The organism is Rhodococcus sp. MurmanLake-1, assembly GCF_056945715.1.
On record NZ_JBWZNF010000003.1, the window covers coordinates 1 to 25,965 of the forward strand.

The following is a 25,965-nucleotide window of genomic DNA, read 5'->3' on the forward strand; positions in this document are numbered from 1 at the left end:
CCTACGACGGCCTCCACGACATCTTCACCGACCAGGCCATGGGCCTGCTCACCGAACAAGTCAACCAACAAGAAACCGCCCACATCACCCGCGCCGAGCAGGACGCCTTCGCCGCCGCCTCACACCAGAACGCGGCCCGCGCCTGGAAAGACGGCTACTTCGACAACGAAGTAGTCCCCGTCTCCATCCCCCAACGCAAGGGCGATCCCATCGTCTTCGCCCAGGACGAAGGCATCCGCGCCGACACCACCACCGAATCCCTCGGCAAACTGCGTCCCGCGTTCAGCAAGGACGGCACCATCACCGCCGGCTCCGCCTCCCCGATCTCCGACGGCGCCGCCGCCGTGATCGTGATGAGCAAAACCAAAGCCGAAGAACTCGGCCTGACCTGGATCGCGGAAATCGGCGCCCACGGCGTCGTCGCCGGACCCGACTCCACCCTCCAGTCCCAACCCGCCCGCGCCATCGCCAAGGCCTGCGCCAAGGAAGGCATCGACCCCACCGACCTCGACCTCGTCGAAATCAACGAAGCGTTCGCCGCCGTCGGGATCGCCTCCACCCGCGAACTCGGCCTCGACCCCGCCAAGGTCAACGTCAACGGCGGCGCCATCGCCGTCGGACACCCCCTCGGCATGTCCGGCGCCCGCATCGCCCTGCACCTCGCCCTCGAACTGCAACGCCGCGGCGGCGGCATCGGCGCAGCCGCACTCTGCGGCGGCGGCGGACAAGGCGACGCACTCATCATCCGCGTCCCCAAGGCGTAATTACTTCATCCTGACCAGACAGGTCGCCGAGCCCTCATCGTGCTCGGCGACCTGTCTGTTTCATGTCGGAGGCTAGTTCGGATCAAGCGTCGTCAAACGGTTACGCAACAACTTCTCGATCTCCGAACGTCGGTATCTCCGATGTCCGCCAAGCGTTCTCAGAGTGCCGACCTTGCCCTCCCTCGCCCACCTGGACACCGTGGTCCTGTCGACATGGAACAGTGCGGCAACCTGTTTGGTTGTCAGCCATTCGTCGGCAGATGCTGCGTGCTCTTCTTCTCGGCTCATTGACAGTGATTCGTAGCCGTAGCGTGGATGGATGGGTCCGACAATGAATTGGCAACCCCTGGCGCGCTGTGAAAGACTCGCTGCAAAACTTTACTATTCCTTGGGGAAAATATGTCGAAGTCGGTAACTCTGATCCGTTCCACATCACTCTCATCGGTCGCTGAATACGCCTATGCAGCAACGGCTCCCGCCGAGGCTCGACTGATCTTCCTGGCCGGATCCTGCCCGTTGAACGAGGACGGCTCCACTGCCGCCATCGGCGACTACGCAGGACAGGCAGCCAAGGCCGTCGACAACCTGAGAACAGCTCTCTCGGACGCGGGCGCGTCCATCACCGACGTGATCAACACCCGCGTCCTGGTGGCGTCGAGCAATCAAGCCGACCTCGTTGCTGCGTGGGAGGTAGTCCGCGACGCGTTCGGTGATCACGACGCCCCAAGCACTCTGATGGGTGTGACCGTTCTCGGTTACGACGATCAACTGGTCGAGATCGAGGCAATCGCGGCCGTCGTCGACTGAACTCGAACCGAACCGGGCGTTCCTACCGGGGATCTTCGTGAGCAAGGGCCTGGTAGCCCTTTGCCCCCGCACGATCCACAGCGGCTCGCACAACAGCGAAGATGGCTCCCTGCAGGGCGGCGGCGATCAGGACTTCCTTACTCGACCTGCTCAAATCTTTTGGCTCGGGCGCATTCTTGTCGTCACCGATGCGCTTCCACACCTGTTGGAAGACGGCGCCGGCCAGAATGCCGCCGAGGACGCTCGTCGCCAGTGAGAGTGGCTTGTACATCGCTTTCGATACTGCGCTCATTGCGCGGATCCTCCATGGTTCGATTCGTACCGCCTGAGCGGGCTGACCGACTCTCCCTACCCCACAGGCGAACTGTCGAAACATTGCACCGGCGCGGCGCGAAGTTGACTGTCGCACGTTATGTTCCACGGTTTGCCATTTCGCGCGCCGGGTAGGATCGTCTTAGCGAAAGAAGGTTGTGTAAGTCATGGAAAACTACAGAATCGAACTACCGGACGGTACTACGGTGATGGAAGATTTCGTCTCGGATCGCGCCGCCATCGCATACGCGGTCGATCTGAATCACGGGTGTAGCGAGAAAGTATCGGTATTCCGTATCACCGACGAAGGGGAAACCATCCCGACTCGGATGTGCCCCAAGCCGAATCCTGGTTCGCGGCGTCGCGCGCGAAGCGTCCGATAGAAACCGGTCAAGAAGCGTCGAGGCGAGGGAAGAGCGTTTCTCTTGCGAGCAACAGCAAGGCCGCAGCGACCGGAATCGCCAGCAACGCACCGACAATACCGAGCAACGCTCCGCCCAACAGGACCGCGACCACAGTCACCAACGCCGGGACCGCTACCGTCTTCCCGATGATCTTCGGAACGAGCAGGTAGTCCTCGAGCAGACGTAACGCGATGAAGAATGCAACTGTCGCCAATGCCGTTGGGACAGAGACTGTCAGGGAGACCAGGGCGACGATAACCCCTGCGATCGTGGAACCGACTATCGGGATCAGATCGAGCAGAGCGACCAGCAGCGCCAGGATCAACGGGTACGGCACGTCGAAGATCAACAACCACGCGAAGGTGCACACTGCGGTGATCACGGAGATCAGAACATTGCCGAGGACGTACCCACCCACACCTGCCAGTATCTGATCACCGATGGCGATTGCTCGGGGCCGCCGCGAATGTGGCACCAGCCGATACAGATTCGTGCGGATTCGTGGATAGTCGATCAAGAAGTACGTCGTCAGTACAGCAACGATTCCGGCGTCGGCGACTGCGCTGAACACCGCCCGCCCCGCACCGAGCAAACCCGTCGCGAGCGCAGAACCCGAACCATCCAGTTGTGTGGTGAGGTGCTGCTCGAGGTGATACTTCTCATCGAGGTCGTTGACGATCGGGTACCGGTCACGAATGTGTGTCAGGAGTTCGGGAGCGTGCGATGCAAACTGACGTCCCTGCTCGACCAGCGGGGTGATCGCAGCAACGAGAAACAGCGCCAACATCACTGCAATTCCGAGGAGTACCACGGTGACTGCGATCCAGCGCCGGAAATGTCTCCGCTCCAGCCAGACGATCATCGGTTCGATGCCCACCGCGAGAAACAGCGCGACCACGATCAGGATCAGCATGCCTCGCGCCGCAAGCAGCACTTCGATCACCGCATAAGTCACGGCAACTCCGGCCGCGGCGCTCAGACCGATGAAGAACGGTGACCGACGGTCGAATCTCGGTCCGGGCTCACCCAGCGGCCGGACAGGCGTCGCCAATGCTGCGGCTTCGCGTTCCGCTTCCGCCATCGGATCTACGGCTTGGACTTCACTTTCGGAGTCCGGTGAACGGTCTGCGGAACTGGGATCCATTCAAGCCACCTCACGATCCGCGCGACTTCCCGGCACGGGAGTGAGTACCCGTGCCGTAGTCGGATCAACCTCGAGGCCTCTCCGCTCCGCTTCGGGTCAGTGCGAGCCCGGTTCCCACAACTCCGATGATCGACACTGCGATGGCGATACTGGGCCAACCGTCGCTCTGCCAGTAGACGTCGTCGAGAGTGATCAGCAACGCGGCCTCGTCGACGATGAGCCCGAGTGCAATACCCAACGCGATGCCCATCCATGTTCGTGCGCGAGGGCTTCGGTCTACGAGGCCGAAGATCGCCACCCCGGCCAACAGGAGGATTCCCCACAGGTAATGGTGAAGGTGCGTCCCACCAGCACTGATGTCGCCGACGTCCCTGGTGTCGATCTGGATCAACCAGGTCACCAGACGTGCTCCACCGAACGTCAGTGTGAAGGCCACCCACGCCAACACCAAACCGCGGCGTGATTCGTCAACTTGATTCCATCTGCGAGGAAACCTGAATCTCTCCGCAGGTTTCTCTTCCGCATGATCTCGAGAAAGCATCCTTCATGTTTACCCGACGCAGCTCAGAGCGATACTTTCGGGTAGAGACACCGAAAATCAATTGGAGAACGAAAAAGCGGTACTCGATCTCCGAAGAGATCAGGTACCGCCTTCTCAGCTACTCGCGCAGTATCGATCAATACCAGACTTTTCGTCCGCCCACTGCACGCCCGGTAGCACCGAGGATGGACAAAACTGCACCTACGACGACCAAAATGATGCCGACGGTGGTCAGAATGCTCAACCCCGTGAAAAAGCCGATCAACGCCAGAATAATGCCGAGAACAATCATGTGAGAACCTCATCCGGTATGCGTATAGAAATGATCTACTCAACTGACGCTACTACAAAAACTTCACAATCAAGAAATCCGATAATCGACATCATCAATACGAAACTCGTATTACTACCCAATAATGTCGGCGTTAAAACATTGGCCTTTCTTTTTCTTATCCCTCACGGTTCGATGCCTTCGATCTTGGCCTCGACGGCCGGCGTGATGTGGCTCAACACGCAGCGCCAACGACCGTCTCGCCGGGCGAACACGTCGGTGGTCCACTCGTCGGCGTCGTACTGCCTTCCGTCGTAGTGCGCAGTATTGGTGATCCGCGTGGTGAAAAGCGCAACGTCACCGAAGAAACGCACGCGAGCGCGCCCGACGCGATCCATCGCCGAATGAGTCAGGTCGCCAGAGGCCACGAAGCCCAGAAACTCCGCCTTGGTGGACACCCCGGACTCCGAGACGATCACCCAGTCGTCGGCCATGAAGTCGCCGATCCTTTCGGCGTCGTTCGAGCACATCGCGACGTTCCACTCGTCTGCAGTTGCAGTCAGCACCGCTGTTTCCTGATCCGACATGGCCTCTCCCTCTACCGTCGTCACCCTCGGCGGGTGATGCCTCGACGGCAGGGTTCCCGCAAGGTGGACGTCGAACCGACGAACTACGAGAGGGCAGAGATGACAGACACCAGTCGCACCGAGCTTGCAGCTCAGGCGTACATCTACGGATTTCCCCTCGTTTTCAATCTCGACCAGGTCCATCGGTACGTTCACGACGGTGTCGGAGCGAACCCCGCCGCACCTTTCAACACCTTCAGTCACGCCCGCACACTCGCCGGCCCGGCAGATACTTTTGTCACGATCAACAACGACACCGTGTATTCCATGGCGCAGATCGACCTTTCTGTCGGCCCCGTTGCGCTGCACGTCCCCGATACCGATGGCCGTTACTACGTCCTCCAGTTCGTCGACGCCTGGACAAACAATTTCGCTTACGTCGGGCACCGTGCCACCGGCACCAGGAGCGGAGACTTCCTTCTCGTCCCACCCACCTGGACCGGAACCCCGACCGCCCAGACCACAGTGATCAGATTTCCCACGACCGTTGCATCGATCGTCGGTCGGTGGGCGTGCGGCGGCGACGACCTCCCCTCCGTGCACGCCTTGCAGGACGCCACCACCCTGACCGTCGTCGACTCCGCCGGGGCTCCGGCCGGTCTACCGGTCCCCGACTCCGAGGTCAGCCAGGACCTCCTCTTCCTCGAGAAACTCCGCATCTGGTCGCAGGCCTTTCCGCCGGCCCCGCGCGATCGAGAACTCCAGGATTCGTTCTCACCGATCGGAGTCAACGAGCACGGGGCCTCCCCCTATGTATCGCTGTCTGCCGACGACGCTGCGGCGCTCGCAGACGGGTTGACCGCCGGAGAGAAGAATCTGCACGAAGCACTCACGCACGGCTCCAGCCCCGAGGCCAACGGTTGGAAGCTGACTTTCCACGCCTTCGACTACAACCTCGACTACTTCGAGGTCGGTGCAATCGACGATCCACAATTCAAGATCGCCGATCCCAGGTTGCGAATCATCGAACGAGCGGCGGCGGCCAAGGGCGGGCTGTGGGGCAACCACCCCTACGAAGCGGCGTACATCATGACCTACGTCGACGATCAGGGAACGCAATTGAACGGAAACCGCACCTACACGATCAGACTCGACCCCACTCCGCCGGTGAGCGCCTTCTGGTCGCTGACGATGTACTCGGTGCCGGACTTCTTCCTCGTGGCGAACCCCATCGACCGATACTCGATCGGCGACCGCACTCCCGGCATCGTCCACGACGCCGACGGTGCGTTGACGATCACAATCAGTCACGAGGAGCCGAAAGATGCCACGGCGAAGGCGAACTGGCTCCCCTGCCCGCGCGGAGACTTCCGACCGGTCCTGAGAATGTACGAACCTTCGCCCGCCGTACTCGATCAGTCCTACGTCGTCCCCGCTATCACTCGCTCGCGAGAATGACGGCTCACGTCTGACGGCCTGCCCCAGGCCAGGCCGTCAGACGGACACAGAATCAGGCGTGAGTGCCGCCGTCCACACGGATCTCCGTGCCGGTGATGAAGGCACCATCGTCGGATGCCAGCATCGCGATAACTCCCGCAACACTTTCCGGCCCGGCCATGGGAGCACCACCGGACTCCAGATCAGTGCTCAGAATTGGCGACAGCTTGCCGAAGAGCGACCAGTCGGTGTCTTCCGGCAGGTACGACGCCGTGGTGTCGGTGATCCCGCTCTTCACACTGCCCGGAGCTACCGCGACGGCGCGCAGACCCTGCTTGCCGTATTCGAGAGCCAGTGCGTGAGTGAAGGACTGGATTCCTCCCTTACTCGCCGCATATGCGGCCATGTACGGGTGCGCGAAGGCTGCGGAGGTGGAGCTGAAATTCACCACCACTGCGTTGCCGGTGGCCAGGAGAGCTGGCAGTGCCTGACGAGTGACGAGGAAGGTGCCGGTCAAGTTCACGGAGATCACCTGATTCCACAAGTCCAGTGAGGTCTCGTGGGTGTGCCCGCCTCGCAATATCCCGGCGGCGTTGACCAGTACGTCCAATCCCCCGAGAGCCGAAATTGCCTGACCCACAACCGTGATGACGGAACTCTCGTCACCGATATCGACGACGACGGTGTCGAGACGACCCTCCGTCGAGGCATGTTCAGCCGACCTCCGGGTGTCTGCCAGACCCTTCTCGGAGATGTCGGCAGCGACCACGCGGCCACCTTCGGCGAGCAACCGCAGCGCGGTGGCCTGCCCGATTCCCGATCCTGCGCCGGTGACGAGAATACGACGACCTTCGAAACGATTCATTGCTGTGTACCTTTCACGAAAACGAGTTGGCTGGTAATCCAGGCTCGGCGGCGCCGACACTCACAACTCACCCGCGAGAAACTTCAGGTACGGGAAATACGCAGCACTGCAACAGGTGTGGCACTGCGAAATCTCAGCGAGGTAATGCTCGCCGAAGTGGCGAATGTCAGACGGATCCGGCCGGTGCGGCCAAGGCTCTTTCGATCCAGACAAGACCAGAGGGGCGGCGGTCGATCGCCTTACGCCCCCGGCGGAATGTCGCTACGCCGAATCGGGCCGTGCGCAGTGCACGGCCGGAATCGAGAGTACAGCGGCGTATGGACATCACAGGCACCGTAGCAGCGCGAGTACAAGTCGCTCAAACGCGTTGTTCGCGACGCAGGTTTGATTCAGGTAATCAGATGTCACTTCTGGACAACTGTGCCGACTTAGGCAGCACTAACCTGATGGCATCTCGAAAACCCGATCCAGGAGCACAGTCGATGACACATGCAGACGCCACGAGCACAACAACTCCCCGGGCGAGCGTCCTACGAACCGCTGACCACAATCGCGGACTCAACGACGTTCTCGCCGTCGTCGAAGCAATGGAGCGACCGAGCGACCACCTGCTGCGGATCACGGCTCGTTTGACGGAGTCGACCGACGATCCGACCTGGTCACGCCCGAACGTCACCGTACGAATGAATCTCGGGCCCAATTTCGACGACGCTTCGCGTGTGTACACGGTGCGTTCCTACGATTCCGCCACCGGATCGATCGTCATCGACGTGGTCCTGCACGGACAGACCAGCCCGATGATGAGGTGGGCAGCGGCGTTGACCATCGGTGACACCTTCGGTCTCACCGGTCCGCGACCACACTTCTTGGTCCCCGACGTTCCAGGTCGACGGATCGCACTTTTTCTGGACGGCACCGCAATACCTGCGCTGTACTCGATCATCGAGCAGCTACCTACCGACGTGGTCGGAATCGGCTGGGTCACAACAGATGACGAGGTCGCTTTCGCCGAACTGCCCACCCTCCCCGGCCTGGAGCTTCACCGCGTGAGCGCAGATCTCGCCGAGCCCGACGGCCCACTGGCGGTACGAGCACGCGAGCTCGCAGATCCCGCGAGCTACGTCGTGTGGGGAGCCGGTGAACGCAACGAGATGCGCGCAATCCGTAGGCACTTTCGGTCGACCGTCGGACTCGACAAAGACGACGTCGCGATATTCGGATACTGGAAGCGCGGCATCAGCAACACCGAAATCGACCTCCGTCGGCGCGAGAACTACGAGCGCATCCTCGCCGACGGTGGAACCCTCACCGACATCGACGACCTGGCCATCGAGATCTGATCGCGTACACCGGCCGACCTGACCGGCCGTGCACTGCGGTGATAAGTTCCTCTGTGCCAGCGGACCTCCACACAGGGGGTCAGGGAATCCGGTGTGAATCCGGAACTGACGCGCAGCGGTGAGGGTGACCGCCCGGGCTTACGCCACTGGATGAAAATCTGGGAAGGCGCTCGGGTGGGGCGATCTCGAGTCCGAATACCGGCTGGCAGCAGGGGTCAACAGGCGCCTGTTCACACGGTAACGGGCTCCGCGAACGAGCCCCTGCGAGAACGAGATTCCATGCGTCTGTCCAGACTTCGCCTACCCGCCGCTGCCGTCGCGGCCTTGTTGAGCGCGTCGTTGGTTGCCTGCTCCTCCGACGACAGTGCTGCCCGACAATCCAACTCTTCCGAACAATCGCGCGTGACAGTCCAGAACTGTGGCCGAGACGTCACGGTGGAGCGACCGATCGAACGGGCGATCGCGGTAAATCAGCCTGCGGCCGAAATGCTGTTCGCACTGGGAGTGCAGGACCGGATGGCCGGCTACGCCATGAGCGACGACGACGTACTCCCCGAGTTACGTGAGGCACGCGGTCAGGTTCAAGCTTTCGACACCGAGTTCCCGTCCTTCGAGAGTGTCCTCGAACGCGAACCGGACATGGTCTACACGACCTTCAATTACACGTTCACCTCGGAAGGCATCGCCGACCGGACCAAGTTCACCGACCTCGGGGTCGCGACGTACCAGTCGCCCAGCGAGTGCACCGGTCAGGATGCCGAGCAGAGCAAGGCCCTCACACTCGACGACTTGTACGCCGAAATCGGCGACGTGGCAACACTGTTCGACGTCAAGGACAAAGGTGTCGAGCTGACCGAGAGTTTGAAGGATCGCGCGGCCACCGCCACGGCGTCGCTGGGAGCCGAAAACGTGACGCTGGCGTGGTGGTACGCAGTCACGAAGACTCCGTACTTCGCCGGGTGCTGCGGTGCACCGGGAATCATGACCGACGCGGTGGGCGCGAAGAACGCCTTCGACGACAACAAACAGTACTGGCCCGAAATCGGTTGGGAGAGTGTGCTCGATCGAGACCCGACCGTGCTGGTGCTCGCAGATCTCGACCGCGGCGGAGACGGCGACAGTGCCGCAGACAAGATCGCGTTCCTCGAATCGGACCCGGTCGCCAGCAAGCTCACCGCAGTGAAGAACAAGCGTTACATCATCCTCGAGGGAACCACGATGGATCCCTCGATCCGCAATGTCGGTGGCATCGAACAGCTCTCCGACGGGCTGCGCCAGTTGGGTGTGGTCTAGATGTCCGCGGAGATCAGTGAACTGGTGCGCCAGTGGGACGACCAGCAGGCGGCATACATCGCCGACCGCGAAAAGCGATTCGACGCGATTCTCGACGTTCTCGAATTGCAGTACGCGCACACCCCGTTCACGGTTGTCGACCTGGCCTGCGGACCGGGCTCACTGAGCGCCCGGATCCTCGAGAAGTTCAAGCACGCGAGCGTTGTGGGGATCGATTACGACCCGATGCTGCTGGAAGTCGCCCGTCAGTCGTCGACTCGTTTCGGAGACCGACTGCAGCTGGTCGACGCAGACCTGCTGAGCACCGATTGGCCGACTTCGGTGACTGCACCGGTGCAGGCGATAGTGTCGACAACAGCGCTGCACTGGTTACAACCACAACAGCTCGTCGAGGTGTACCGGCAGTGCCGCGAACTGCTGAGTCCTGACGGAGTCCTGCTCAACGGTGATCACTTTCGCTTCGACAGCCGCTTCCCTGTCATCGGTCGATGGGCGAAGGCTCACGACGAGCAGACGCAACGCTCCGCCTTTGCTGCCGGCGCTCCCGAGTGGGACAGCTGGTGGGACGAGCTGCGGGCAACTCCCGGCATCGGACCAATGACCGACGAGCGAGAGCGCAGATTCGCCGGACGCGACGCTACCGCGCCCACTGCCGTCGACTTCCAGTTGGCGGCGCTCGCGCAAGCAGGTTTTCGAGAGTCGGGAACGGTCTGGCAACTGTTCGACGACTACGTGGTCTACGGCGTGAGATGACGACAAGAGTTCGCCTGCGTGACAAACCTACAACCGTCACCCTGCTGTGGGTGATCGGTGTTGTCACGCTGGCCGGGTCGGCCGCCCTGGCGATCACGTTGGGGCCGGCCGGTCTGTCGGTCGGTGAGGTGGCCTCGATCGTCATCGGCCATCTCGGCGGTACCGCGGCGGACGTCAGCCCTATCCGCGACGGCATCGTGTGGGATCTCCGTCTGCCACGTACTCTGCTCGCCGCGCTCTGCGGTGCGGGCCTCGGGCTGTGCGGGGCGATCATGCAGTCTCTGCTTCGCAATCCACTGGCTGATCCTTTTGTCCTCGGTATCTCGTCCGGCGCCTCGACCGGTGCCGTACTGATCGTGATCCTCGGAGTGGGGTCGGGGGTGATCGGCTTGTCGAGCGGCGCCTTCATCGGCGCGGTGATCTCCTTCGCCCTTGTGTTGCTGCTCGCCCATGCGGCCGGCGGCACGCCGGATCGGGTGATCCTGGCCGGAGTCGCCGCGACCCAACTGTTCTCGGCGCTCACCTCGTTCATCGTGATCACCTCGGCCGATCCCGAGCAGACTCGCGGCGTGATGTTCTGGCTCCTGGGCTCACTCGGCGGCGCCGACTGGCTCGACGTCGCGCTCTGCGCTGCGGTGGTCGCCGTCGGCCTCGTGGTCTGCCTGACTCACTCCCGCGCACTCGACGCCTTTGCCTTCGGCGAGGACGCGGCGTCGTCGCTGGGGGTGAACGTGTGGCGGGTGCGCGTGACCCTGTTGTTGGCAACAGCTTTGATGACGGCGGTGATCGTGAGCGTCGCAGGCGCCATTGGCTTTGTGGGCCTCGTCCTCCCGCATGCGGCACGGGCTCTCGTCGGTCCGAGCCATCGGCGACTGCTGCCCGCGTCCGCACTGATCGGCTCGATCTTCCTGGTCTGGGTCGACGCCGTGGCACGTACAGCCATTGCGCCGCAGGAACTCCCGGCCGGTGTGGTAACCGCGTTGGTCGGTGTGCCTGCGTTTGCCGTCATCCTCTGGAGACGAAAGGCCAGGCCATGACACTCGAAGCGGCCGGCGTCAGCTGGCGGGTCGGCGGGGCGCTCATAGTCGACGCCCTCGACGTGTCCCCCACCGTCGGAAGTACGGTGGGGCTTCTCGGCCCCAACGGTTCGGGAAAATCGACACTGCTGAAACTGCTTGCCGGGCAGAACCGTCCGACAATCGGGGAGGTGACTCTGGACCGAACTCCGTTGCCTGACTGGAAACGCCGAGATGTCGCGCGTCGGATTGCCACCGTCGATCAGCACAGCAACACGGAGATCGACCTGACGGTAGCCGAGGTCGTCGAATTGGGACGCACCCCGCACCGCGGATTGTGGGGCGGGCATTCAGGTTCCGACCGCGACGCCGTCCGCGCGGCGATCGAACACACCAACCTCTCCGGGATGCTCGACCGGTCGTGGCACACCCTGTCCGGCGGGGAGCGCCAACGCGTGCAGATCGCGCGCGCCCTCGCTCAGGAACCTCACGAGTTGCTGCTCGACGAACCGACCAATCACCTGGACATCAACCATCAACTCGAATTGCTCGCGCTCGTGCGTCGCCTGCCCACCACCACGATCATGGCATTGCACGATCTGAATCTGGCCGCCATGTTCTGCGATTCGATAGTGATGCTGAACCGTGGCTCCATCGTTGCCCACGGAAGCCCGACCGAGGTCCTCACCGCCGACCTGATAGCCGAGGTCTACCAGGTCGATGCCGAAGTCCGCCTGGACGGTCCCGGCGGAGTACCCACCGTGAGATACCTTCCACCCAGCTCGGATTAGACGCACGCGGATCTGTCATTCACGCGAGAGCATCGCCACTGCTTCGCGTTCGAGGTCGACGTACGGTTCCCCACTGACGTCGATCGCCACCCGGCTGAGCGTTCCACCGGTAAACGCCCATGGTGAGGTACCCGGGTAGTCGTCGGTCACAGGCTCCCCGCTGTCACGGCCTGCATTGAGCCCTTCGCCACCGCCGATGCTGAACTTGCCTGGCTGAGTGCGGATTCTGCCCTCACCGACTTTCCGATCGCCGTAGTAGAGGCCGAGCACCCCGTGCGCAGTGCCCGACGGATCCTCACCTTCCTTGTCGAAAGTTGCTGCCAAGATTACATTTTCGCCGATGGGAAGGTCTTCGGTGGCATCGATCTTCTGCTGTTCACTGCCGAGGAAGTTGTACACGTAATGCAGTCGGTTGTCCTTGACGTACAGCGAGTGACCACCGAACCTGCCGCCATGCGAGAACAGCACACCGGCCGCACCCGGTTCGGCCAAGTCGACAACTGCCCCGATCGAGTATGAACGATTACGAAGGTTGACAGCGACGGCTTCCGGTACCTCGGCTCCCCCTGGACGGTAGACGTACCGGTTGCGCGGCGGAGCCAGCTGGGGGCGAGGTGTGGTGAGGAGTTCGACACCTGACCGATCATCCAGTGGCAGAGCTTGATTGGCGCCGGCCTCGTGGAACCACAACCCCACGAGCTCGGCGAGCCTGCCGGGTTCTTCGCCGGAAAGGTTCCGGAGCTCGGCTCGGTCCACCTCCGTGTGGTAGAGCTCCCAGGTGTCTTCGGAGAAATGACCCCATCCGCTCAGAGTCGGGTGCGTGGTGACGGCCTTCCACCCGTCATGCCAAATCCCTCGTCCTCCGAGCATCGAATAGAACTGGGTGTGCTTGGCGGTGGGGATGTTGCCGGCGTCGAAGCTGTACCGCATGCTCACGCCTTGGATCGGGTGCTGGGTGTATCCCTTCACCGTGTCGGGCAAGTCGACACCGACGCAGTCGAGCAGAGTCGGGACGACGTCGATGGCATGGTGGTACTGATCTCGAATCTCGCCTCGGGCGTCGATACCCTCCGGCCACGAGATGATGCAGGGGTCGCAGGTTCCGCCGTTGAACGAGTACCGCTTCCACATCTTGAAGGGCGTGTTGAACGCCATCGCCCACCCGTTGGGATAGTGGTTGTACGTCTCGGTGCTGCCCAACTCGTCCAGCTTTGCCAGGTTCTCGGCGAGGTCGTCGGGTACCCCGTTCGCGATTTTGTTCTCGTTGACTGAACCGTCGGGTCCGCCCTCACCGCTGGCACCGTTGTCGGAAACCACCACGATGATCGTGTTGTCCAGCTGCTCGATTTCTTCGAGGTATTCGAGCAGGCGTCCGATCTGATCGTCGCAGTGCGAGAGGAAGCCCGCGTACACCTCCGCCATCCGTGAGAACAGTCGTTGCTCGTCAGCGGACAGGGTGTCCCAGGGGCGGGTGAAATCCAGCGGCGGGAACGGTTCGCCGCCAGGTCCGGTGCGGGTGTCAGGAGTGCCTATCGGGTTGAGTGAGGGCAGAGTCGTGTCGTTCGGGACAAGTCCCATGTCCTTCTGCCTCGCCAGAATCTCATCCCGCATGGCTTCGTACCCTGCGTCGAACCTGCCTGCGTAGCGATCGGCCCATTCGCGGGGCGCGTGATGTGGAGCGTGTGCGCACCCGGGTGCGTAGTAGAGAAATACAGGCCGGTCCGGAGCTATCGACTTCACGTCGCCGATGTATTCGAGCGCTCTGTCGGTGATGTCGACGCTGAAGTGATACCCCTCTTCCGGCGTCGACGGCTGTTCGACGGGGTGGTTGTCGTGGACGAGGTCGGGATACCACTGATTGGTCTCGGCACCGAGAAAGCCGTAGAACCGCTCGAATCCGCGACCGACCGGCCAATTCCGTTTCGTGGAAGCAAGATTCATCTCGTCTTCGGCGCAGAGGTGCCATTTCCCGACCATCGCGGTACTGAACCCCTGCTCGACCAGAACCTCGGCGAGCGTGGCACATTCGGGAGGGATGTGACCGTTCCCGCCGGGAAACCCGACCGCGCACTCACTGATGCAAGCCATTCCGTTGGTCGTGTGGTTCCGGCCGGTGAGCAGACACGATCGCGTCGGTGAGCACAGCGCTGTGGTGTGCCACTGCCCGTACCGCAATCCGTTGCCCGCGATGCGGTCGATGTTCGGCGTCTCGATCGGTCCCCCGTAGCAACCCAAGGCGCCGAATCCGACGTCGTCGAGAACGATGTAGAGAATGTTAGGCGTGCCGGCGGCAGCCTTCGGCTGCTCGTACGGGCTCCAGTCGGGAATCGAATCGCGAATATCGAGGTTGACGACGCCTTTGAATGCGTTGGCCATGACCTGGCTCCTTGTAGGTGATCTGAATGCCAGCCTCTACGGCTGCATGGTCAATCGCATACCCCGATTGTGCTCACCGAAGCGCTGTCGCCCGAAATGGGCGATGCCATCTTCGGCAGGAGGTCCGAGTATGAAAGTGCCGGGTCTGTCATCGCCTCACTGGAAGCCAGGGACCACATGAGCAGTCAATTCGTTGAAGCCTCCACCTCCGATAACCCTGACCCGCTTCCGAGCTGGCAGGACGGCACGCCGAAACAGGCCATCAGGCAATTCGTCGAACGCGCGACGACTGAGGGAAGTCCGGACGAAATCGCACCGGAAGACCGGATCGCAGTCTTCGACAACGACGGAACTCTGTGGTGTGAGAAGCCGATGCCGATCCAACTCGACTTCATCTTGCGCCGCCTCGTCGAGATGACCAACCAGGATCCGACTCTTCGCAACCGTCAACCGTGGCAGGCGGCCTTCGAGCAGGACTACGCCTGGTTGAACGATGTGATCTCGAAGCACTATCGCGGCGACGACAGCGCACTGAAGGTGCTCGCGGCCGGTGTCCTGGCGGCATTCGCCGAAGTCACAGTCGACGAATTCGAAACCCACGCCGGCCCGTACAGATATGGAACCGAATCGGCCGACGACCCGTCATCGCGGCCGGAAACAGCAACGGTGACCTACCGATGTTGCAGTTCGCCGAACACCCGAACATTCCGGCACTTCGTCTTCTGGTGCTCCATGACGATCCGGAACGCGAGTTCGACTACGTGGACGGAGCCGAGCACGCACTCGACGCCTCGCGCGCAAACGGGTGGACAGTGGTGAGCATCAAAAACGACTGGAAGACAGTCTTCGAACCACTCGCCGAATGACAGTATGGACGTGTGACCCTCGATGATGTCGCCGACGAACTCTACGGCCTCGACCCCGGCGAGTTCGTCGAGGCGCGTACAAAGCATGTGAAGGCTGCCCGGGAGGACAACGACCGCACACTGGCCGCGGAGATCGGAAAACTTCGGAAGCCAACCACCGTGGGATGGTTGGTCAATCTCATTTCGCGCAATCTATCCGAAGATCTGGATGCACTTCTCGCGCTTGGCGAATCGCTACGCGACGCCCAACGCCATCTCTCAGGTCAGGACTTGCGACGGCTGACGACACAGAGGCAGCAGGTGGTGCGAAGTCTCGCCCACAAATCCGGTGAGATCGCGGCTTCGCGTGGAAAGAATGCCGGTGAGGATGCGTTACGTGATGTCGCGCAGACCCTCAATGCCGCCCTGTCCGACGAGGAGACTGCCGCGCAGGTCCGACTCGGACGAGTTGTGACCGCTGCCAGTTACAGCGGTTTCGGGCCGGCGGGACTTGCTGTAGTGGAGGAGGATTCCGCACAAGATGCCCCTGCGATCCACACCGAAGACAGCGCTCCGGCCAAATCCACTGCTCCGGATCGCAAGGCCGAACAAGCCAAGGCGAAAGCAGAATTGAAGGAAGCCAGGGCAGACCTCGAGAAAATCCGACGACGGGTCAAGGCCGAGACCGCCCAGTTCGAGGATGCCAGGTCAAAGCTGTCCGACCTCGACCGCCGCATCGAAGAACTCCGCGCCGATCTCGAACACGCAGAACAGGAACGACAGTTCGCCAAGAACACCGAGAAGGCTGCCGGCGTCGCGGTTCGAGAGTCCGAGGATGAGCTTCGCGAGGCCGAGCGCCGGGTCGACGAAGCAGAAGAGGGCCTTGACGAGACGGAATGAGTTGCACGTTCGGAGATCTTGACCTCTACAGCAGTTCAGGTTCTAGCGTGATTTCATGACATTCACCCGAATCGAACTCGACTACCTGGCCACACAGACTCTCGGACGCCTCGCGACGGTTCAACGGAATGGAACGCTGCAAGTCAGTCCGGTCGGATTCCACTACAACCCGGATACAGCCACGATCGACATCAGCGGTTACAACATGACGGGCAGCCGTAAGTTTCACAACGTCGCGGAGAACGGGCGGGTCGCGTTTGTCGTGGACGACATCGCATCTGTAGATCCATGGCGGGTCAGGTGCGTCGAAATCCGTGGACGGGCAGAGGCTTTGGATGTTGCGGGCGCTGGTGCGCATGGTCTCGACGCACCGATCATCCGTATCCACCCCGAACGCATCATCAGCTTCGGCCTCGACGACAAAGAACTGGACGTCCACCAGTTGGTCGTGAACGGACGTGACGTCTGAATGCACGAATCGAATTGATCAGCCTGCGGCGGCTTCGAGTTCACTCAGTGATTCCTCGAGGTGGCCCAGGAGCCGCTGCAGGTGCGGAACATTGCGGCGGCAACCGACGAGACCGAACTGCATGGTGTCCGCGTAGCCGATGACGGTGATGTTCATTGCCTGCCCGTCCAACGGAATCGATGCCGGATAACAGCTCTCGAGCTTCGCGCCATTCCAGTATCGCGTCGTCGTCGGGCCGGGGACGTTGGAAATCACCAGATTGAAGACTGGACGCCCGGTGATCAGTCGGGATGAACCAGGGATCAGCGGCAACCCGAGGCCCGCGACGTTCAATGCACTGAGCGCCGTGATCTGAAGGGGCGTCAGGCCCGACATCAGGGACTTGGCGCTACTCATCGAGTCGTGAACTCTCTGAAGTCTGGCCGCCGGATCCGCCAATTCGGTTGCCAGATCACACAACACCGCACCTACGGCATTGCCGGAAGCCTCACCCTCAGTGCCTTTACGAAGTGATACCGGCACCATCGCGATCAACGGTTTGTCCGGCAACTCGTCCAGTTCGATCAGGTATCGCCGTAGCGCGCCCGCGCACATAGCCAACACCGCATCGTTGAGCGTCACGTCTGCAACGCAACTGACCTTGCGCAGGCGCTCGATCGGCCACGACTGCGCGGCGACACGCCTCGCTCCGGTGATCGGGACGTTGAAGATCGATTTCGGGGCAGCAAACGGCAACGGTGCGACGTGGTCCTTCACTGCCGAGGCAGCGGCGTTCACTATCGCAGGGCCCACCCCGACCACATCTTGCACGGTCTCGATCACGGAGCCCACCCGCCTCTGCAGGTCCAGCCCGCGACTGGCTCGAACCCGCCCCGAAGAAGGTCGCTGCGCCCACGGAGGCATCGATTCTCGATCGAGCGGGTCCGACGAGAGGCTGCGGTACCACGCCTGAACAGCAGACACACCATCCATGAGTGCATGGTGCGTCTTCATGTACACGGCAACTCGGCCGTCGGCGAGACCTTCGATCACGTACGCCTCCCACAGCGGCCGGTGCCGATCGAGCAGCGTGCCGTGGAGCATGGAGGTCAGCTCGAGCAATTCGCGGACTCGTCCCGGCTTGGGCAGCGCGAGCAACCGGACGTGATACTCGAGATCGACATCCGTGTCCTCCGTCCAACGCACCGGCGCGAAGTTCGACAAGAACTGCACCGGCTTGCGGCGGAAGAGGGGGCGAATCGAGTCGACGTCGGTGAGCGAACGGTAGAGCGACCTGGCGAATTCGCCGTCGTCTCCTTCCGGCGGAACGAAAAGCGACAGTCCACCGACGTGCATGGGATGCTCTCGTGACTCCATCAGCAGGAACATCGAGTCGAGCGGCAGCATCAGCGTCATGGCGATCCGTTCTCTCGGGCAGCTGCCCGGAGTACCGATCAGCCGCTGTTCGACAAAGTTACTCGCCCTGACTTCCCACATTGGCGACTCCGACAAAACATTGCCCCCTCGATTTCGACAGGAGTCCGATATTCCCGTCGACGAACGCCTTTTCGGGTCGTAGCACCTCACAGCGATGCGTGGGTGAATGACGAGACACAGAGCACTGCAACAAATTTCAATCCTCACAGCCACAAGTAGTAGCGAAGGCGATCGCAGTAATACTTTTGTCGGAATTGTTTCAAATTGTCTGTACATCCAAGTCACACGTGACTACCGTCACTCATCATCACAATCCCGACTGGTCGGTTGTACCCAAAGGAGAAATACATGTCCCGACGTTCGACGTCGCGTGGGCTTTTCGGCGCACTCGCCACCGCAACTGTGTTCGCCACCGTCACCGCGGTGGGAAGCTTGTCAGCAGGTATTGCAGGAGCCGCCCCGGCAGCGGAGATCCCCTTCGGCGGTTGGGATTCATGTCCGATCGACAATCCCGAGACCAGCACCTGTATGGACGTCACGGTTACCGGCGGAAACATGAAGATCGGCAAGCTTTCCGTCGGCATTCCCGCCGGGGCGATGCGCATCGCAGGCGGAGTTGCCTACCGGGAGAATCCAGAGGCCGAATTCGGATTCGACCAAGTCTTCATCCCACCGAACGACAACAGTCGGGGGATCTACGCCGAACCTATCGACATCCCCGGGGGCGCACTCGGAATCGACCTACCATTCAACAATCTCTTCGGACTGAACAAGGCCTCGGCCACCGTCGAGTCGACGTCTGCACTTCCCACCGTGGATGCATTTCAGCTTGGTGTGAAGCTACCCGTCAAATTGAAGATCGCGAACCCTCTCCTCGGCGGCAAATGCTACCTGGGCTCGGACAACAACCCCGTTCAACTCAACTTGGATGTGACCGAATACGGCGTCCTCGAAGAGGTTCCAGGTTTCCCGGATACTGCCGTCGTTCGAAACACCGGGCACACCGGACAGCCCTTCGCCGTCCCGACAGCTTCCGGATGTGGCCCGTTCGGCGTTCTGAATCCAATCGTCAACTGGCGCGCCGGGCTTCCCTCGTCCACCACGTCCAACTCCCTCGCCACGACGAGTGACGTCTACAACATCGGTGCCGACAGCCTCAGGCCACGGCCGGCCGGCTCACCCGAACCTGCTGCCGTCGCCGCCGAACGTAGCGCCAAGTAAGTAGGTCGGACTTCATTCATCGCCGGCTTCGGTGGCGTCGAGTAACGCACCGAGGGCGCGGTGGAGCTCGGCCAGTTCCCGCCCACCGGTTTTCGTCAGCACTTCCGTATTCTTTGCATCCAATTGGCGGACAATGTCTTTAGCGAGTTCTATGACTCGTTTCCCCTCGTCACTGAGATCGAGGCAAACGGCTCTCGCATCGCGACTGTCTCGTTCGCTGACAACAAACCCGCTCTTCTCCAACGCTCGCACGAGCTTGGATATGTAGATTCGCTGCAACCCTGTGTGCGCGGCGAGTTCTCGCTGACTAGGCCTCTCCCCCGCACTCACCAGACCATGGAGAGACGCGAGCACCGAATACTGGGCGTGGGTCAACCCGAGGTGCGCGATCGCTCGGTCAACCCCCGCCCGCCAGCGCAAGCCAAGGTGCCACACCAGCGACCCCGTCGTCCATATTTCTCGATCTTGCATTCAAATAGAATACATGGCTACTATCTAAATTAGGGTACATGGAAACTATTTGAGGAGTCGCAATGCCCACAATTCCCGTGCTCGACTCGACTGTGGCCTACCGCTCGTGCGGAGACGGAACACCCTTCGTACTTATCCACGGGAACCCCACATCCTCCTACCTGTGGCGAAACATCCTCCCGCAGATAGGAAATCTCGGCCAAGCGCTTGCCCCTGACCTCATCGGAATGGGCGCGTCGGGCAAACCGCCAATCGACTACGGTTTTCTCGACACCGCCCGTTACCTCGACGCATGGTTCGACCAGATGGAGCTCGACGACGTCGTACTCGTCGGACACGACTGGGGCGGGGCACTTGCACTGGACTGGGCTGCCCGCCATCCCGAACGCGTTCGAGGTGTTGCCTTCTTCGAAACGATCCTCCGTCCGATGACCTGGGACGAGCACTTCCCGGGAGACGCACGAGCGCGGGTCGAGGCCCTGAGAGCTCCCGGCATCGGCGAGACCAAGGTACTCGACGAAAACTTCTTCCTCGAAATTGCGCTTCACAGAACAGTTCTCGGAGAACTGTCCGAAACCGATGCTGAAACCTATCGCGCCCCTTACCCCTCGCCGGAGAGTCGCCGGCCCCTTCTCGAGTGGCCACGGTCCTTCCCCGTCGAAGGAAGTCCCGGCGACGTGAATGCACGAGTGGCGGCGTACAGCGATTGGCTCGCAGAAAGCAGCGAGGTACCCAAACTCCTTCTCACCTTCAGCGGCCCCGCCGAACTTCTCATGATCGGACCTGACGAAGTCGCGTGGAGCCGATCGAATATCGCAAACCTCGAGGTGAAACAGTGCGGTCCCGCAGGACATCTCGCCCCCGAGGATCAGCCTGCGGCCATCGCGGCGGCGATCACCGAATGGACACAGCGGCAACACTGCTTCAGCCGCGACTGAAGTGGGACCGTCGCCACGTTCTCTGAGCGCCGGTTTCCCCGACCCATGCGGTAGCGATCCAGACGGTGCTCCGAAATATGGGACCGACACCACCTCCGCCGGATTTGTCCGATATAACTAACTGGCGAGTACGCCGGTTGGGACGAGGTCGAGAACGAGGGGGCGTGTGTGGTGAACGAGGACGGGTTGGGGCGAACGTCGGGATCGGGGGCTCCACACCGGGTGGGCGGCTTTCTTTATCACCGCAACGGCGACCGGTGGGAGTGGTCGGACGAAGTCGCACGGATTCACGGATACGAACCCGACCAAGTGGCTCCGACGACGGAATTGATGCTCGCGCACAAGCATCCCGACGACCGAAGACACGTTGCCCAGACACTCCATGCCATCCGCACTTCAGGCGGCCCGTTCAGCAGCCGCCACCGCATTATCGACACCGCAGGGGACACTCACTCGGTAATCGTCGTCGGCGACAGCGTCGTGGACGAGTCGGGTGCTGTGGTCGGCAGCTCAGGCTTCTACATCGACGTCACCGAAACCCTGGACAGCACGGTGAAAGCATCTGTCGACGTGCTGGTCAACGAAATCACTGCTTCTCGCGGGGTGATCGAGCAAGCCAAAGGCATGCTCATGGTGATCTACGGAATCTCTGCCGATCGAGCTTTCGACATCCTCGTGTGGCGTTCGCAGGAGACCAACGTGAAACTCAGGGATGTTGCCGAGCAGTTGATAGTTCGCACGCTGGACGATTTCCGGGTCCCGACACTTCTGCGGACCCGGTTCGATCACTTGCTGTTACAGGGTTGAACTTCTAACCCGGCTGAACCACGAACTGGGAGATGCTTAAGGCGGTTCCCGTGGCTGGCTGCTCAACCTCGAGGAACCTCGCCCGCATTGATTCCGGGACGGTCCGATGCGGCCTATCCCCGTTGTTACCCAACGCGGAGTAAAAGGAAACTACTTGTCGTCAGACTTCTTCTCGGAGGTCTCCTCGACCAGTTCAGGCGCCTGTTCTCGAGTTGCCATTCCGCCGTCGCCGCCCTTGTCCACGGGCCCTGGGTGCCCACCCTTGGGCGACTGGTCGTTGTTGTCTTTCTCGGTCATGCGGTCATCCCCGTCATTTGGTCCTGTCAGTCATACGGCGTGCGGCCTTTCAGGAGCCTCGGCCCGCCTCCCTCTCAATCTAACGCTCTCAGCACTTCCCGCAACCCTCACCGGTTTTGTTTGCATTTCAGCGCTTTCGGGCAGGTGACTGCGAACAGCATTTCCGCGATGAGAGGTCGATCCCAGTGCGCGCAGTGACTTGGCAAGGCAAACGAAAAGTAAGCGTCGATACGGTTCCGGACCCGAAGATCGTCGAACCCAGTGACGCGATCATCAAGGTCACCACGACGAATATCTGCGGATCCGATCTGCACCTGTACGAGACTCTGGGTGCGTTCATGAATGCCGGCGACATTCTCGGTCATGAACCGATGGGCATCGTCGAAGAAGTCGGCTCGGAAGTCACGAATCTCGAGATAGGCGACCGCGTCGTGATCCCGTTCCAGATCTCGTGTGGCAACTGTTTCATGTGTGATTCGAGCCTCTACACACAGTGCGAGACGACTCAGGTCCGCGATCAGGGAACGGGCGCAGCGTTGTTCGGCTTCTCCGAGCTGTACGGCTCGGTGCCAGGCGGGCAGGCCGAGTACCTTCGAGTACCGCAAGCACATTTCACACACATCAAAGTTCCCGAAGGTCCCGCGGATTCGCGATTCGTCTACCTCTCCGACGTGCTTCCCACAGCCTGGCAGTCGGTTGAATACGCCGACATCCCGCCGGGTGGGTCCGTGACCATCCTCGGTCTCGGACCGATCGGTGACATGGCGGCCCGCATCGCTCACCACAAGGGATTTCGAGTAATCGGCGTGGACCGTGTACCCGAACGCCTTGCACGCCTTGCCGAACGCGGGATCGAAACCCTCAATCTCGACGACTACGGCAGCAAGATCGGTGACGCAGTCAGAGATGCGACGAACGGCCGTGGAACCGATTCGGTGATCGATGCTGTCGGAATGGAAGCTCACGGGTCTCCGATCGGAAAGCTCGCGCAGCAGTTCGTCGGACTCCTTCCCGATGCTCTTGCCGCGCCTGCGATGCGTAACGCAGGAATCGATCGACTCGGTGCGGTCTATTCGGCCATCGACATCGTTCGGCGCGGGGGGACGATTTCTCTGATCGGTGTATACGGCGGCATGGTTGATCCACTGCCGCTGATGACTATGTTCGACAAGCAGATTCAGCTCAGGATGGGTCAGGCGAACGTCAAGAAGTGGGTAGACGACATCATGCCTTTGCTCACTGATGACGACCCACTCGGCGTCGACACCTTTTCCACTCATCAGCTGCCGCTCGATCAGGCGCCACACGCCTACGAGATCTTTCAGAAAAAGCAGGAAGGCGCGGTCAAGATCCAACTGAAACCGCACGGGTAATAATCAGCACCGATTCCATCCACGTTCGACAGAAAGAAACTGAAACCGAAATGGCTCGCGAACTCACCGTCTCCGACAGCGTCGTCGTCAATGTCGACGCGCTTTCTCTCTATGAGCTCATCAGCGATCCCACTCGCATGGGCGACTGGAGTCCCGAAAACCTGGGAGCTACCTTGCGGGGAGACCGCGAAAGCGCTTTCCTGGGTATGGAGTTCGACGGGCACAACAAACGTGGGCGCGCGCAGTGGACCACAAGATGCACCGTCACCGCTGCCGACGCCGGGAAACTGTTCGAATTCCGTGTTCACAAGATCGGCCTTACCACGCCACGAATCTCTGCCGCTATTGCAACCTGGCGGTACCGATTTCAGCCCGTCCCCGGTGGAACCCGAGTTACCGAAACGTGGATCGACGACAGACGGGGCTGGCCGGATTTTGCGGCCGACATATTCGACAAGGTTGCCACCGGCGGAAAGACGTTCGCCGACTTTCAGCGCGGCAACATCCGCAAGACGCTGCTGAACATCAAGAGCGCCGTTGAGCAGGAGGTATCCGGCATCGAAGGCAGCACCGGCTGACCGACCAGCACTGCTTGTGGCAGTTTCTGCCACTTTTGGTACAGTGCGGATATGGCAACAGCCCGCCGCACTGCACTACTTCTCCGCGTCTCGCAGAGTTGCGCTGCCGCTTTCGTCGAACGCGGCGACACTTCGACGACCATCGCGGAGCTCGCCGAACGGGCAGAAATCTCCGAGCGCACCTTCTATCGCTGCTTTGCCACCAAGGAAGAGAGCATCTGGCCGATGCTCGACGAGGGAAACCGCAGTCTTGCCACCGCCCTCAGCGCGCAATCCCGCGAATTCGGACTCTCAGCGGCAGTGAAGACGGCCTTTATCGCATCGGTCGGCGAGTCCTTCGAGCCGATGACTCGGTCACTGATGCCCATCATCTTCGGCGACGCGGCGCTCCGGAGAGTTTGGGAATCAGCAACTTTCGAGACGATGGAACTGATCCGCCCAGAAGTTGCACGTCTGATCGATCGGCCAGAAGGCTCGCTCGACACGACAGCGGCTTCGGGCCAGGCAACACTGGCGGTAGTGGCCGCACTGCGCGAGATGGCAGACCTCCGGACCCCCGCACCCAAGGCCATCGCCCGCGCGCTCGGCGCGTTCTCGAAGCCATATCTCGCAACACCAACAGGTTAGGAACAATCATGACTCAGGATCTCTCCGGAAAAATCGTTCTCGTCACTGGCGGCGCACGCGGCCTGGGCGAGGCGTTTGCGCGCGGCATCGTCGCGGGTAACGGCCGCGTCGTCATCGGCGACCTACTCGACGACGACGGCCGAGCAGTGGCCGAATCTCTCGGCGACGCAGCACGTTACGTTCACCTCGACGTCACCGATCCGGCGTCTTGGAAGTCCGCCGCCGAGTACGCGGTATCCGAATTCGGCGCGATCAACGGTTTGGTCAACAATGCCGGAATCTCGGCTTCCGGCCAGACGGTCGCCGAAGAACCGCTCGAGACGTTCCAACGCATCATCCAGATCAACCTGGTGTCCGTACACACCGGTATCCACACGGTGGTGCCGTTCATGAAGGCAGCAGGCGGCGGATCCATCGTGAACATCTCCTCGGCCGCCGGCCTGATGGGCATGGCTCTGACCAGCGGTTACGGCGCAGCCAAGTGGGGCGTGCGTGGGCTGAGCAAGATCGCCGCCGTCGAACTCGGTCGCGACAAGATTCGGGTCAACTCCGTACACCCCGGCATGGTCCTCACCCCCATGACTGCGCCGACGGGCATCAGCCTCGAAGAGGGCGCATTCCCCAACAATCCGTATCGCCGTGTCGGTCGCCCGGAGGAGTTGGTCGGTGCGGTCACCTACCTACTTTCCGACGATGCCTCGTACACAACAGGTTCCGAGATCGCCGTCGACGGTGGTTGGACCGCCGGACCGTCGATCGAATACATCGCCGGCCAGTAAGGCAGGGATCCGTTCCCGCCTGAACCTGCGCATTCCGAACGTCCTCAGGTAGATACCAACGTCTCCCTGATTGCATTCGGAGAACTCAACTTTCGCAGGCGCTGCAGCGCACGATGCAGGTCGAGTGACACCTGGTCGGTCGTACGGGCGAGCGATGTTGCCGTCGCCTCACTGTCGAGGCCGACGATCAACCGCAACACCAGGACATCGCGTTCGACAACCGGGAGCGCTGTTGGAGGCGGGAGCGGGCCACTGCTGAACCGGTCGGATGCCGCCCGAGCAATCGCGACGCTTGTACTCACGTACAGCAGGCGCAGGAAAGGCTGATTCGCCGCCGATCCGCCACAAACTGCCGTGAGAACAGAGATGCATGCAGCATCCGCGGCGGAGTCGGAAACGGCCCGATCAAGCTCGGCGCGGCACCGCAGCACAACCATCGGGCGAAACACTGCGTACAGATCGGTCATGGCTTCATGGCTACCGCTCCGTGCCGCGGCGGCCAACATCTCGAGCGAGCCTTCCTGCAACATGGGCTTACAATCTCTCTCGACCCGAAATTCGTCG

General features: G+C 61.4%; 29 protein-coding genes, 2 pseudogenes and 1 riboswitch. Of the genes and pseudogenes, 19 read left to right on the forward strand and 12 right to left on the reverse strand.

What is annotated here, in order from left to right; all coding sequences use genetic code 11:
* Positions 1-764: acetyl-CoA C-acyltransferase (locus AC2ETI_RS09985; RefSeq protein WP_483633848.1), on the forward strand; the 764-nt coding region annotated here is incomplete at its 5' end.
* Between the two features lie 72 nt (positions 765-836).
* On the opposite strand, the gene AC2ETI_RS09990 is transcribed toward AC2ETI_RS09985, so the two are convergent.
* On the reverse strand, positions 837-1,052 hold the full coding sequence (locus AC2ETI_RS09990; protein WP_483633849.1) for a BldC family transcriptional regulator: 216 nt from the start codon (positions 1,050-1,052) through the stop codon (positions 837-839).
* 111 nt (positions 1,053-1,163) lie between these two features.
* On the opposite strand from AC2ETI_RS09990, the gene AC2ETI_RS09995 reads away from it, so the two are divergent.
* Positions 1,164-1,571, forward strand: a complete 408-nt coding sequence (locus tag AC2ETI_RS09995) for a RidA family protein (protein WP_019747226.1) — start codon at positions 1,164-1,166, stop codon at positions 1,569-1,571.
* 22 nt (positions 1,572-1,593) lie between these two features.
* Here AC2ETI_RS09995 and AC2ETI_RS10000 read toward each other — a convergent pair whose 3' ends face one another.
* Positions 1,594-1,863 (reverse strand): DUF4235 domain-containing protein, encoded by a 270-nt coding sequence (locus tag AC2ETI_RS10000; RefSeq protein ID WP_007734706.1) that lies wholly within the window; start codon positions 1,861-1,863, stop codon positions 1,594-1,596.
* Between the two features lie 187 nt (positions 1,864-2,050).
* Here AC2ETI_RS10000 and AC2ETI_RS10005 point away from each other — a divergent pair, with 187 nt between their 5' ends.
* Positions 2,051-2,266 (forward strand): hypothetical protein, encoded by a 216-nt coding sequence (locus AC2ETI_RS10005; protein ID WP_019747225.1) that lies wholly within the window; start codon positions 2,051-2,053, stop codon positions 2,264-2,266.
* A 7-nt stretch (positions 2,267-2,273) separates the two neighbouring features.
* Here the strand turns inward: AC2ETI_RS10005 and AC2ETI_RS10010 are convergent, their stop codons facing one another.
* From AC2ETI_RS10010 to AC2ETI_RS10025, 4 genes are all read right to left on the reverse strand, one after another.
* A complete protein-coding gene (locus AC2ETI_RS10010) occupies positions 2,274-3,431 on the reverse strand; it encodes an AI-2E family transporter (RefSeq protein WP_029254636.1) in 1,158 nt (385 codons plus the stop codon).
* Positions 3,432-3,495: 64 nt separating this feature from the next.
* The gene (locus AC2ETI_RS10015; protein WP_031332956.1) at positions 3,496-3,972 is read right to left on the reverse strand and encodes a hypothetical protein; all 477 of its coding nucleotides are present in this window, start codon (positions 3,970-3,972) and stop codon (positions 3,496-3,498) included.
* Between the two features lie 136 nt (positions 3,973-4,108).
* Positions 4,109-4,264: a DUF6131 family protein gene (locus tag AC2ETI_RS10020; protein WP_003945564.1), complete on the reverse strand. Its 156-nt coding sequence runs from the start codon at positions 4,262-4,264 to the stop codon at positions 4,109-4,111.
* A 164-nt stretch (positions 4,265-4,428) separates the two neighbouring features.
* Complete coding sequence (locus AC2ETI_RS10025; protein WP_020968661.1) at positions 4,429-4,830, reverse strand: nuclear transport factor 2 family protein; 402 nt, start codon at positions 4,828-4,830, stop codon at positions 4,429-4,431.
* A gap of 99 nt (positions 4,831-4,929) precedes the next feature.
* Between AC2ETI_RS10025 and AC2ETI_RS10030 the strand changes: the two genes are divergently transcribed.
* Complete coding sequence (locus tag AC2ETI_RS10030; RefSeq protein WP_483633850.1) at positions 4,930-6,267, forward strand: DUF1254 domain-containing protein; 1,338 nt, start codon at positions 4,930-4,932, stop codon at positions 6,265-6,267.
* A gap of 52 nt (positions 6,268-6,319) precedes the next feature.
* On the opposite strand, the gene AC2ETI_RS10035 is transcribed toward AC2ETI_RS10030, so the two are convergent.
* The gene (locus AC2ETI_RS10035) at positions 6,320-7,111 is read right to left on the reverse strand and encodes an SDR family NAD(P)-dependent oxidoreductase (RefSeq protein ID WP_020906486.1); all 792 of its coding nucleotides are present in this window, start codon (positions 7,109-7,111) and stop codon (positions 6,320-6,322) included.
* Between the two features lie 482 nt (positions 7,112-7,593).
* On the opposite strand from AC2ETI_RS10035, the gene AC2ETI_RS10040 reads away from it, so the two are divergent.
* From AC2ETI_RS10040 to AC2ETI_RS10060, 5 genes are all read left to right on the forward strand, one after another.
* Positions 7,594-8,451 (forward strand): siderophore-interacting protein, encoded by an 858-nt coding sequence (locus AC2ETI_RS10040; RefSeq protein WP_483633851.1) that lies wholly within the window; start codon positions 7,594-7,596, stop codon positions 8,449-8,451.
* A 40-nt stretch (positions 8,452-8,491) separates the two neighbouring features.
* Positions 8,492-8,672, forward strand: a riboswitch (cobalamin riboswitch).
* Between the two features lie 58 nt (positions 8,673-8,730).
* Positions 8,731-9,744 (forward strand): ABC transporter substrate-binding protein, encoded by a 1,014-nt coding sequence (locus tag AC2ETI_RS10045; RefSeq protein ID WP_483633852.1) that lies wholly within the window; start codon positions 8,731-8,733, stop codon positions 9,742-9,744.
* A complete protein-coding gene (locus tag AC2ETI_RS10050; protein ID WP_483633853.1) occupies positions 9,745-10,497 on the forward strand; it encodes a class I SAM-dependent methyltransferase in 753 nt (250 codons plus the stop codon).
* Positions 10,494-11,534: a FecCD family ABC transporter permease gene (locus tag AC2ETI_RS10055; protein ID WP_483633854.1), complete on the forward strand. Its 1,041-nt coding sequence runs from the start codon at positions 10,494-10,496 to the stop codon at positions 11,532-11,534. The genes AC2ETI_RS10050 and AC2ETI_RS10055 overlap by 4 nt, the downstream gene beginning before the upstream one ends.
* Entirely contained in the window at positions 11,531-12,304 is a 774-nt protein-coding gene (locus tag AC2ETI_RS10060; RefSeq protein ID WP_019747215.1) for an ABC transporter ATP-binding protein, read from the forward strand. Before AC2ETI_RS10055 ends, AC2ETI_RS10060 begins: the two co-directional genes overlap by 4 nt.
* A gap of 15 nt (positions 12,305-12,319) precedes the next feature.
* Here AC2ETI_RS10060 and AC2ETI_RS10065 read toward each other — a convergent pair whose 3' ends face one another.
* Positions 12,320-14,680, reverse strand: coding sequence for an arylsulfatase (locus AC2ETI_RS10065; protein WP_483633855.1), 2,361 nt, complete (start codon positions 14,678-14,680; stop codon positions 12,320-12,322).
* A gap of 177 nt (positions 14,681-14,857) precedes the next feature.
* On the opposite strand from AC2ETI_RS10065, the pseudogene AC2ETI_RS10070 reads away from it, so the two are divergent.
* The 3 genes and pseudogenes from AC2ETI_RS10070 (at position 14,858) to AC2ETI_RS10080 (ending at position 16,894) form a co-directional block, all read left to right on the forward strand.
* Positions 14,858-15,546, forward strand: a pseudogene (locus tag AC2ETI_RS10070) (HAD family hydrolase).
* Between the two features lie 12 nt (positions 15,547-15,558).
* Positions 15,559-16,425, forward strand: a complete 867-nt coding sequence (locus AC2ETI_RS10075) for a hypothetical protein (RefSeq protein ID WP_483633856.1) — start codon at positions 15,559-15,561, stop codon at positions 16,423-16,425.
* 55 nt (positions 16,426-16,480) lie between these two features.
* Positions 16,481-16,894 carry a PPOX class F420-dependent oxidoreductase gene (locus tag AC2ETI_RS10080; protein WP_030537614.1) on the forward strand — a complete coding sequence of 138 codons (414 nt, stop codon included), beginning with the start codon at positions 16,481-16,483 and terminating at the stop codon, positions 16,892-16,894.
* An 18-nt stretch (positions 16,895-16,912) separates the two neighbouring features.
* On the opposite strand, the gene AC2ETI_RS10085 is transcribed toward AC2ETI_RS10080, so the two are convergent.
* Positions 16,913-18,289, reverse strand: a complete 1,377-nt coding sequence (locus AC2ETI_RS10085) for a WS/DGAT/MGAT family O-acyltransferase (protein WP_019747210.1) — start codon at positions 18,287-18,289, stop codon at positions 16,913-16,915.
* A 369-nt stretch (positions 18,290-18,658) separates the two neighbouring features.
* On the opposite strand from AC2ETI_RS10085, the gene AC2ETI_RS10090 reads away from it, so the two are divergent.
* Positions 18,659-19,531 (forward strand): hypothetical protein, encoded by an 873-nt coding sequence (locus tag AC2ETI_RS10090; protein WP_483633857.1) that lies wholly within the window; start codon positions 18,659-18,661, stop codon positions 19,529-19,531.
* 159 nt (positions 19,532-19,690) lie between these two features.
* On the opposite strand, the pseudogene AC2ETI_RS10095 reads toward AC2ETI_RS10090, so the two are convergent.
* Positions 19,691-20,002: pseudogene (locus AC2ETI_RS10095) on the reverse strand (MarR family winged helix-turn-helix transcriptional regulator); the annotation flags it as partial.
* Positions 20,003-20,064: 62 nt separating this feature from the next.
* On the opposite strand from AC2ETI_RS10095, the gene AC2ETI_RS10100 reads away from it, so the two are divergent.
* Together AC2ETI_RS10100 and AC2ETI_RS10105 are read left to right on the forward strand one after the other, a co-directional pair.
* Positions 20,065-20,940 (forward strand): haloalkane dehalogenase, encoded by an 876-nt coding sequence (locus tag AC2ETI_RS10100; RefSeq protein WP_060938310.1) that lies wholly within the window; start codon positions 20,065-20,067, stop codon positions 20,938-20,940.
* Between the two features lie 168 nt (positions 20,941-21,108).
* Entirely contained in the window at positions 21,109-21,747 is a 639-nt protein-coding gene (locus tag AC2ETI_RS10105; protein WP_019747203.1) for a PAS and ANTAR domain-containing protein, read from the forward strand.
* 150 nt (positions 21,748-21,897) lie between these two features.
* Here AC2ETI_RS10105 and AC2ETI_RS10110 read toward each other — a convergent pair whose 3' ends face one another.
* Complete coding sequence (locus tag AC2ETI_RS10110; protein ID WP_019747202.1) at positions 21,898-22,044, reverse strand: hypothetical protein; 147 nt, start codon at positions 22,042-22,044, stop codon at positions 21,898-21,900.
* A 185-nt stretch (positions 22,045-22,229) separates the two neighbouring features.
* On the opposite strand from AC2ETI_RS10110, the gene AC2ETI_RS10115 reads away from it, so the two are divergent.
* The 4 genes from AC2ETI_RS10115 to AC2ETI_RS10130 are packed head-to-tail and all read left to right on the forward strand — an operon-like array spanning position 22,230 to position 25,401.
* Complete coding sequence (locus AC2ETI_RS10115; protein ID WP_019747201.1) at positions 22,230-23,417, forward strand: zinc-dependent alcohol dehydrogenase; 1,188 nt, start codon at positions 22,230-22,232, stop codon at positions 23,415-23,417.
* A gap of 50 nt (positions 23,418-23,467) precedes the next feature.
* Positions 23,468-23,995 carry an SRPBCC family protein gene (locus AC2ETI_RS10120; RefSeq protein WP_355333650.1) on the forward strand — a complete coding sequence of 176 codons (528 nt, stop codon included), beginning with the start codon at positions 23,468-23,470 and terminating at the stop codon, positions 23,993-23,995.
* A 51-nt stretch (positions 23,996-24,046) separates the two neighbouring features.
* On the forward strand, positions 24,047-24,622 hold the full coding sequence (locus AC2ETI_RS10125; protein WP_355333653.1) for a TetR/AcrR family transcriptional regulator: 576 nt from the start codon (positions 24,047-24,049) through the stop codon (positions 24,620-24,622).
* Positions 24,623-24,630: 8 nt separating this feature from the next.
* A complete protein-coding gene (locus AC2ETI_RS10130) occupies positions 24,631-25,401 on the forward strand; it encodes a glucose 1-dehydrogenase (RefSeq protein ID WP_003945779.1) in 771 nt (256 codons plus the stop codon).
* A 44-nt stretch (positions 25,402-25,445) separates the two neighbouring features.
* On the opposite strand, the gene AC2ETI_RS10135 is transcribed toward AC2ETI_RS10130, so the two are convergent.
* On the reverse strand, positions 25,446-25,931 hold the full coding sequence (locus AC2ETI_RS10135) for an RNA polymerase subunit sigma (protein WP_317558184.1): 486 nt from the start codon (positions 25,929-25,931) through the stop codon (positions 25,446-25,448).
* Positions 25,932-25,965: the final 34 nt, after the last annotated feature.

Coding starts and splice junctions, on each gene's coding strand:
- AC2ETI_RS09990 (WP_483633849.1), bottom strand. CDS start 1,052: ATGAGCCGAGAAGAAGAGCACGCAGCATCTGCCGACGAATGGCTGACA.
- AC2ETI_RS09995 (WP_019747226.1), top strand. CDS start 1,164: ATGTCGAAGTCGGTAACTCTGATCCGTTCCACATCACTCTCATCGGTC.
- AC2ETI_RS10000 (WP_007734706.1), bottom strand. CDS start 1,863: ATGAGCGCAGTATCGAAAGCGATGTACAAGCCACTCTCACTGGCGACG.
- AC2ETI_RS10005 (WP_019747225.1), top strand. CDS start 2,051: ATGGAAAACTACAGAATCGAACTACCGGACGGTACTACGGTGATGGAA.
- AC2ETI_RS10010 (WP_029254636.1), bottom strand. CDS start 3,431: ATGGATCCCAGTTCCGCAGACCGTTCACCGGACTCCGAAAGTGAAGTC.
- AC2ETI_RS10015 (WP_031332956.1), bottom strand. CDS start 3,972: ATGCTTTCTCGAGATCATGCGGAAGAGAAACCTGCGGAGAGATTCAGG.
- AC2ETI_RS10020 (WP_003945564.1), bottom strand. CDS start 4,264: ATGATTGTTCTCGGCATTATTCTGGCGTTGATCGGCTTTTTCACGGGG.
- AC2ETI_RS10025 (WP_020968661.1), bottom strand. CDS start 4,830: ATGTCGGATCAGGAAACAGCGGTGCTGACTGCAACTGCAGACGAGTGG.
- AC2ETI_RS10030 (WP_483633850.1), top strand. CDS start 4,930: ATGACAGACACCAGTCGCACCGAGCTTGCAGCTCAGGCGTACATCTAC.
- AC2ETI_RS10035 (WP_020906486.1), bottom strand. CDS start 7,111: ATGAATCGTTTCGAAGGTCGTCGTATTCTCGTCACCGGCGCAGGATCG.
- AC2ETI_RS10040 (WP_483633851.1), top strand. CDS start 7,594: ATGACACATGCAGACGCCACGAGCACAACAACTCCCCGGGCGAGCGTC.
- AC2ETI_RS10045 (WP_483633852.1), top strand. CDS start 8,731: ATGCGTCTGTCCAGACTTCGCCTACCCGCCGCTGCCGTCGCGGCCTTG.
- AC2ETI_RS10050 (WP_483633853.1), top strand. CDS start 9,745: ATGTCCGCGGAGATCAGTGAACTGGTGCGCCAGTGGGACGACCAGCAG.
- AC2ETI_RS10055 (WP_483633854.1), top strand. CDS start 10,494: ATGACGACAAGAGTTCGCCTGCGTGACAAACCTACAACCGTCACCCTG.
- AC2ETI_RS10060 (WP_019747215.1), top strand. CDS start 11,531: ATGACACTCGAAGCGGCCGGCGTCAGCTGGCGGGTCGGCGGGGCGCTC.
- AC2ETI_RS10065 (WP_483633855.1), bottom strand. CDS start 14,680: ATGGCCAACGCATTCAAAGGCGTCGTCAACCTCGATATTCGCGATTCG.
- AC2ETI_RS10080 (WP_030537614.1), top strand. CDS start 16,481: ATGACATTCACCCGAATCGAACTCGACTACCTGGCCACACAGACTCTC.
- AC2ETI_RS10085 (WP_019747210.1), bottom strand. CDS start 18,289: ATGACGCTGATGCTGCCGCTCGACTCGATGTTCCTGCTGATGGAGTCA.
- AC2ETI_RS10090 (WP_483633857.1), top strand. CDS start 18,659: ATGTCCCGACGTTCGACGTCGCGTGGGCTTTTCGGCGCACTCGCCACC.
- AC2ETI_RS10100 (WP_060938310.1), top strand. CDS start 20,065: ATGCCCACAATTCCCGTGCTCGACTCGACTGTGGCCTACCGCTCGTGC.
- AC2ETI_RS10110 (WP_019747202.1), bottom strand. CDS start 22,044: ATGACCGAGAAAGACAACAACGACCAGTCGCCCAAGGGTGGGCACCCA.
- AC2ETI_RS10120 (WP_355333650.1), top strand. CDS start 23,468: ATGGCTCGCGAACTCACCGTCTCCGACAGCGTCGTCGTCAATGTCGAC.
- AC2ETI_RS10125 (WP_355333653.1), top strand. CDS start 24,047: ATGGCAACAGCCCGCCGCACTGCACTACTTCTCCGCGTCTCGCAGAGT.
- AC2ETI_RS10130 (WP_003945779.1), top strand. CDS start 24,631: ATGACTCAGGATCTCTCCGGAAAAATCGTTCTCGTCACTGGCGGCGCA.
- AC2ETI_RS10135 (WP_317558184.1), bottom strand. CDS start 25,931: ATGTTGCAGGAAGGCTCGCTCGAGATGTTGGCCGCCGCGGCACGGAGC.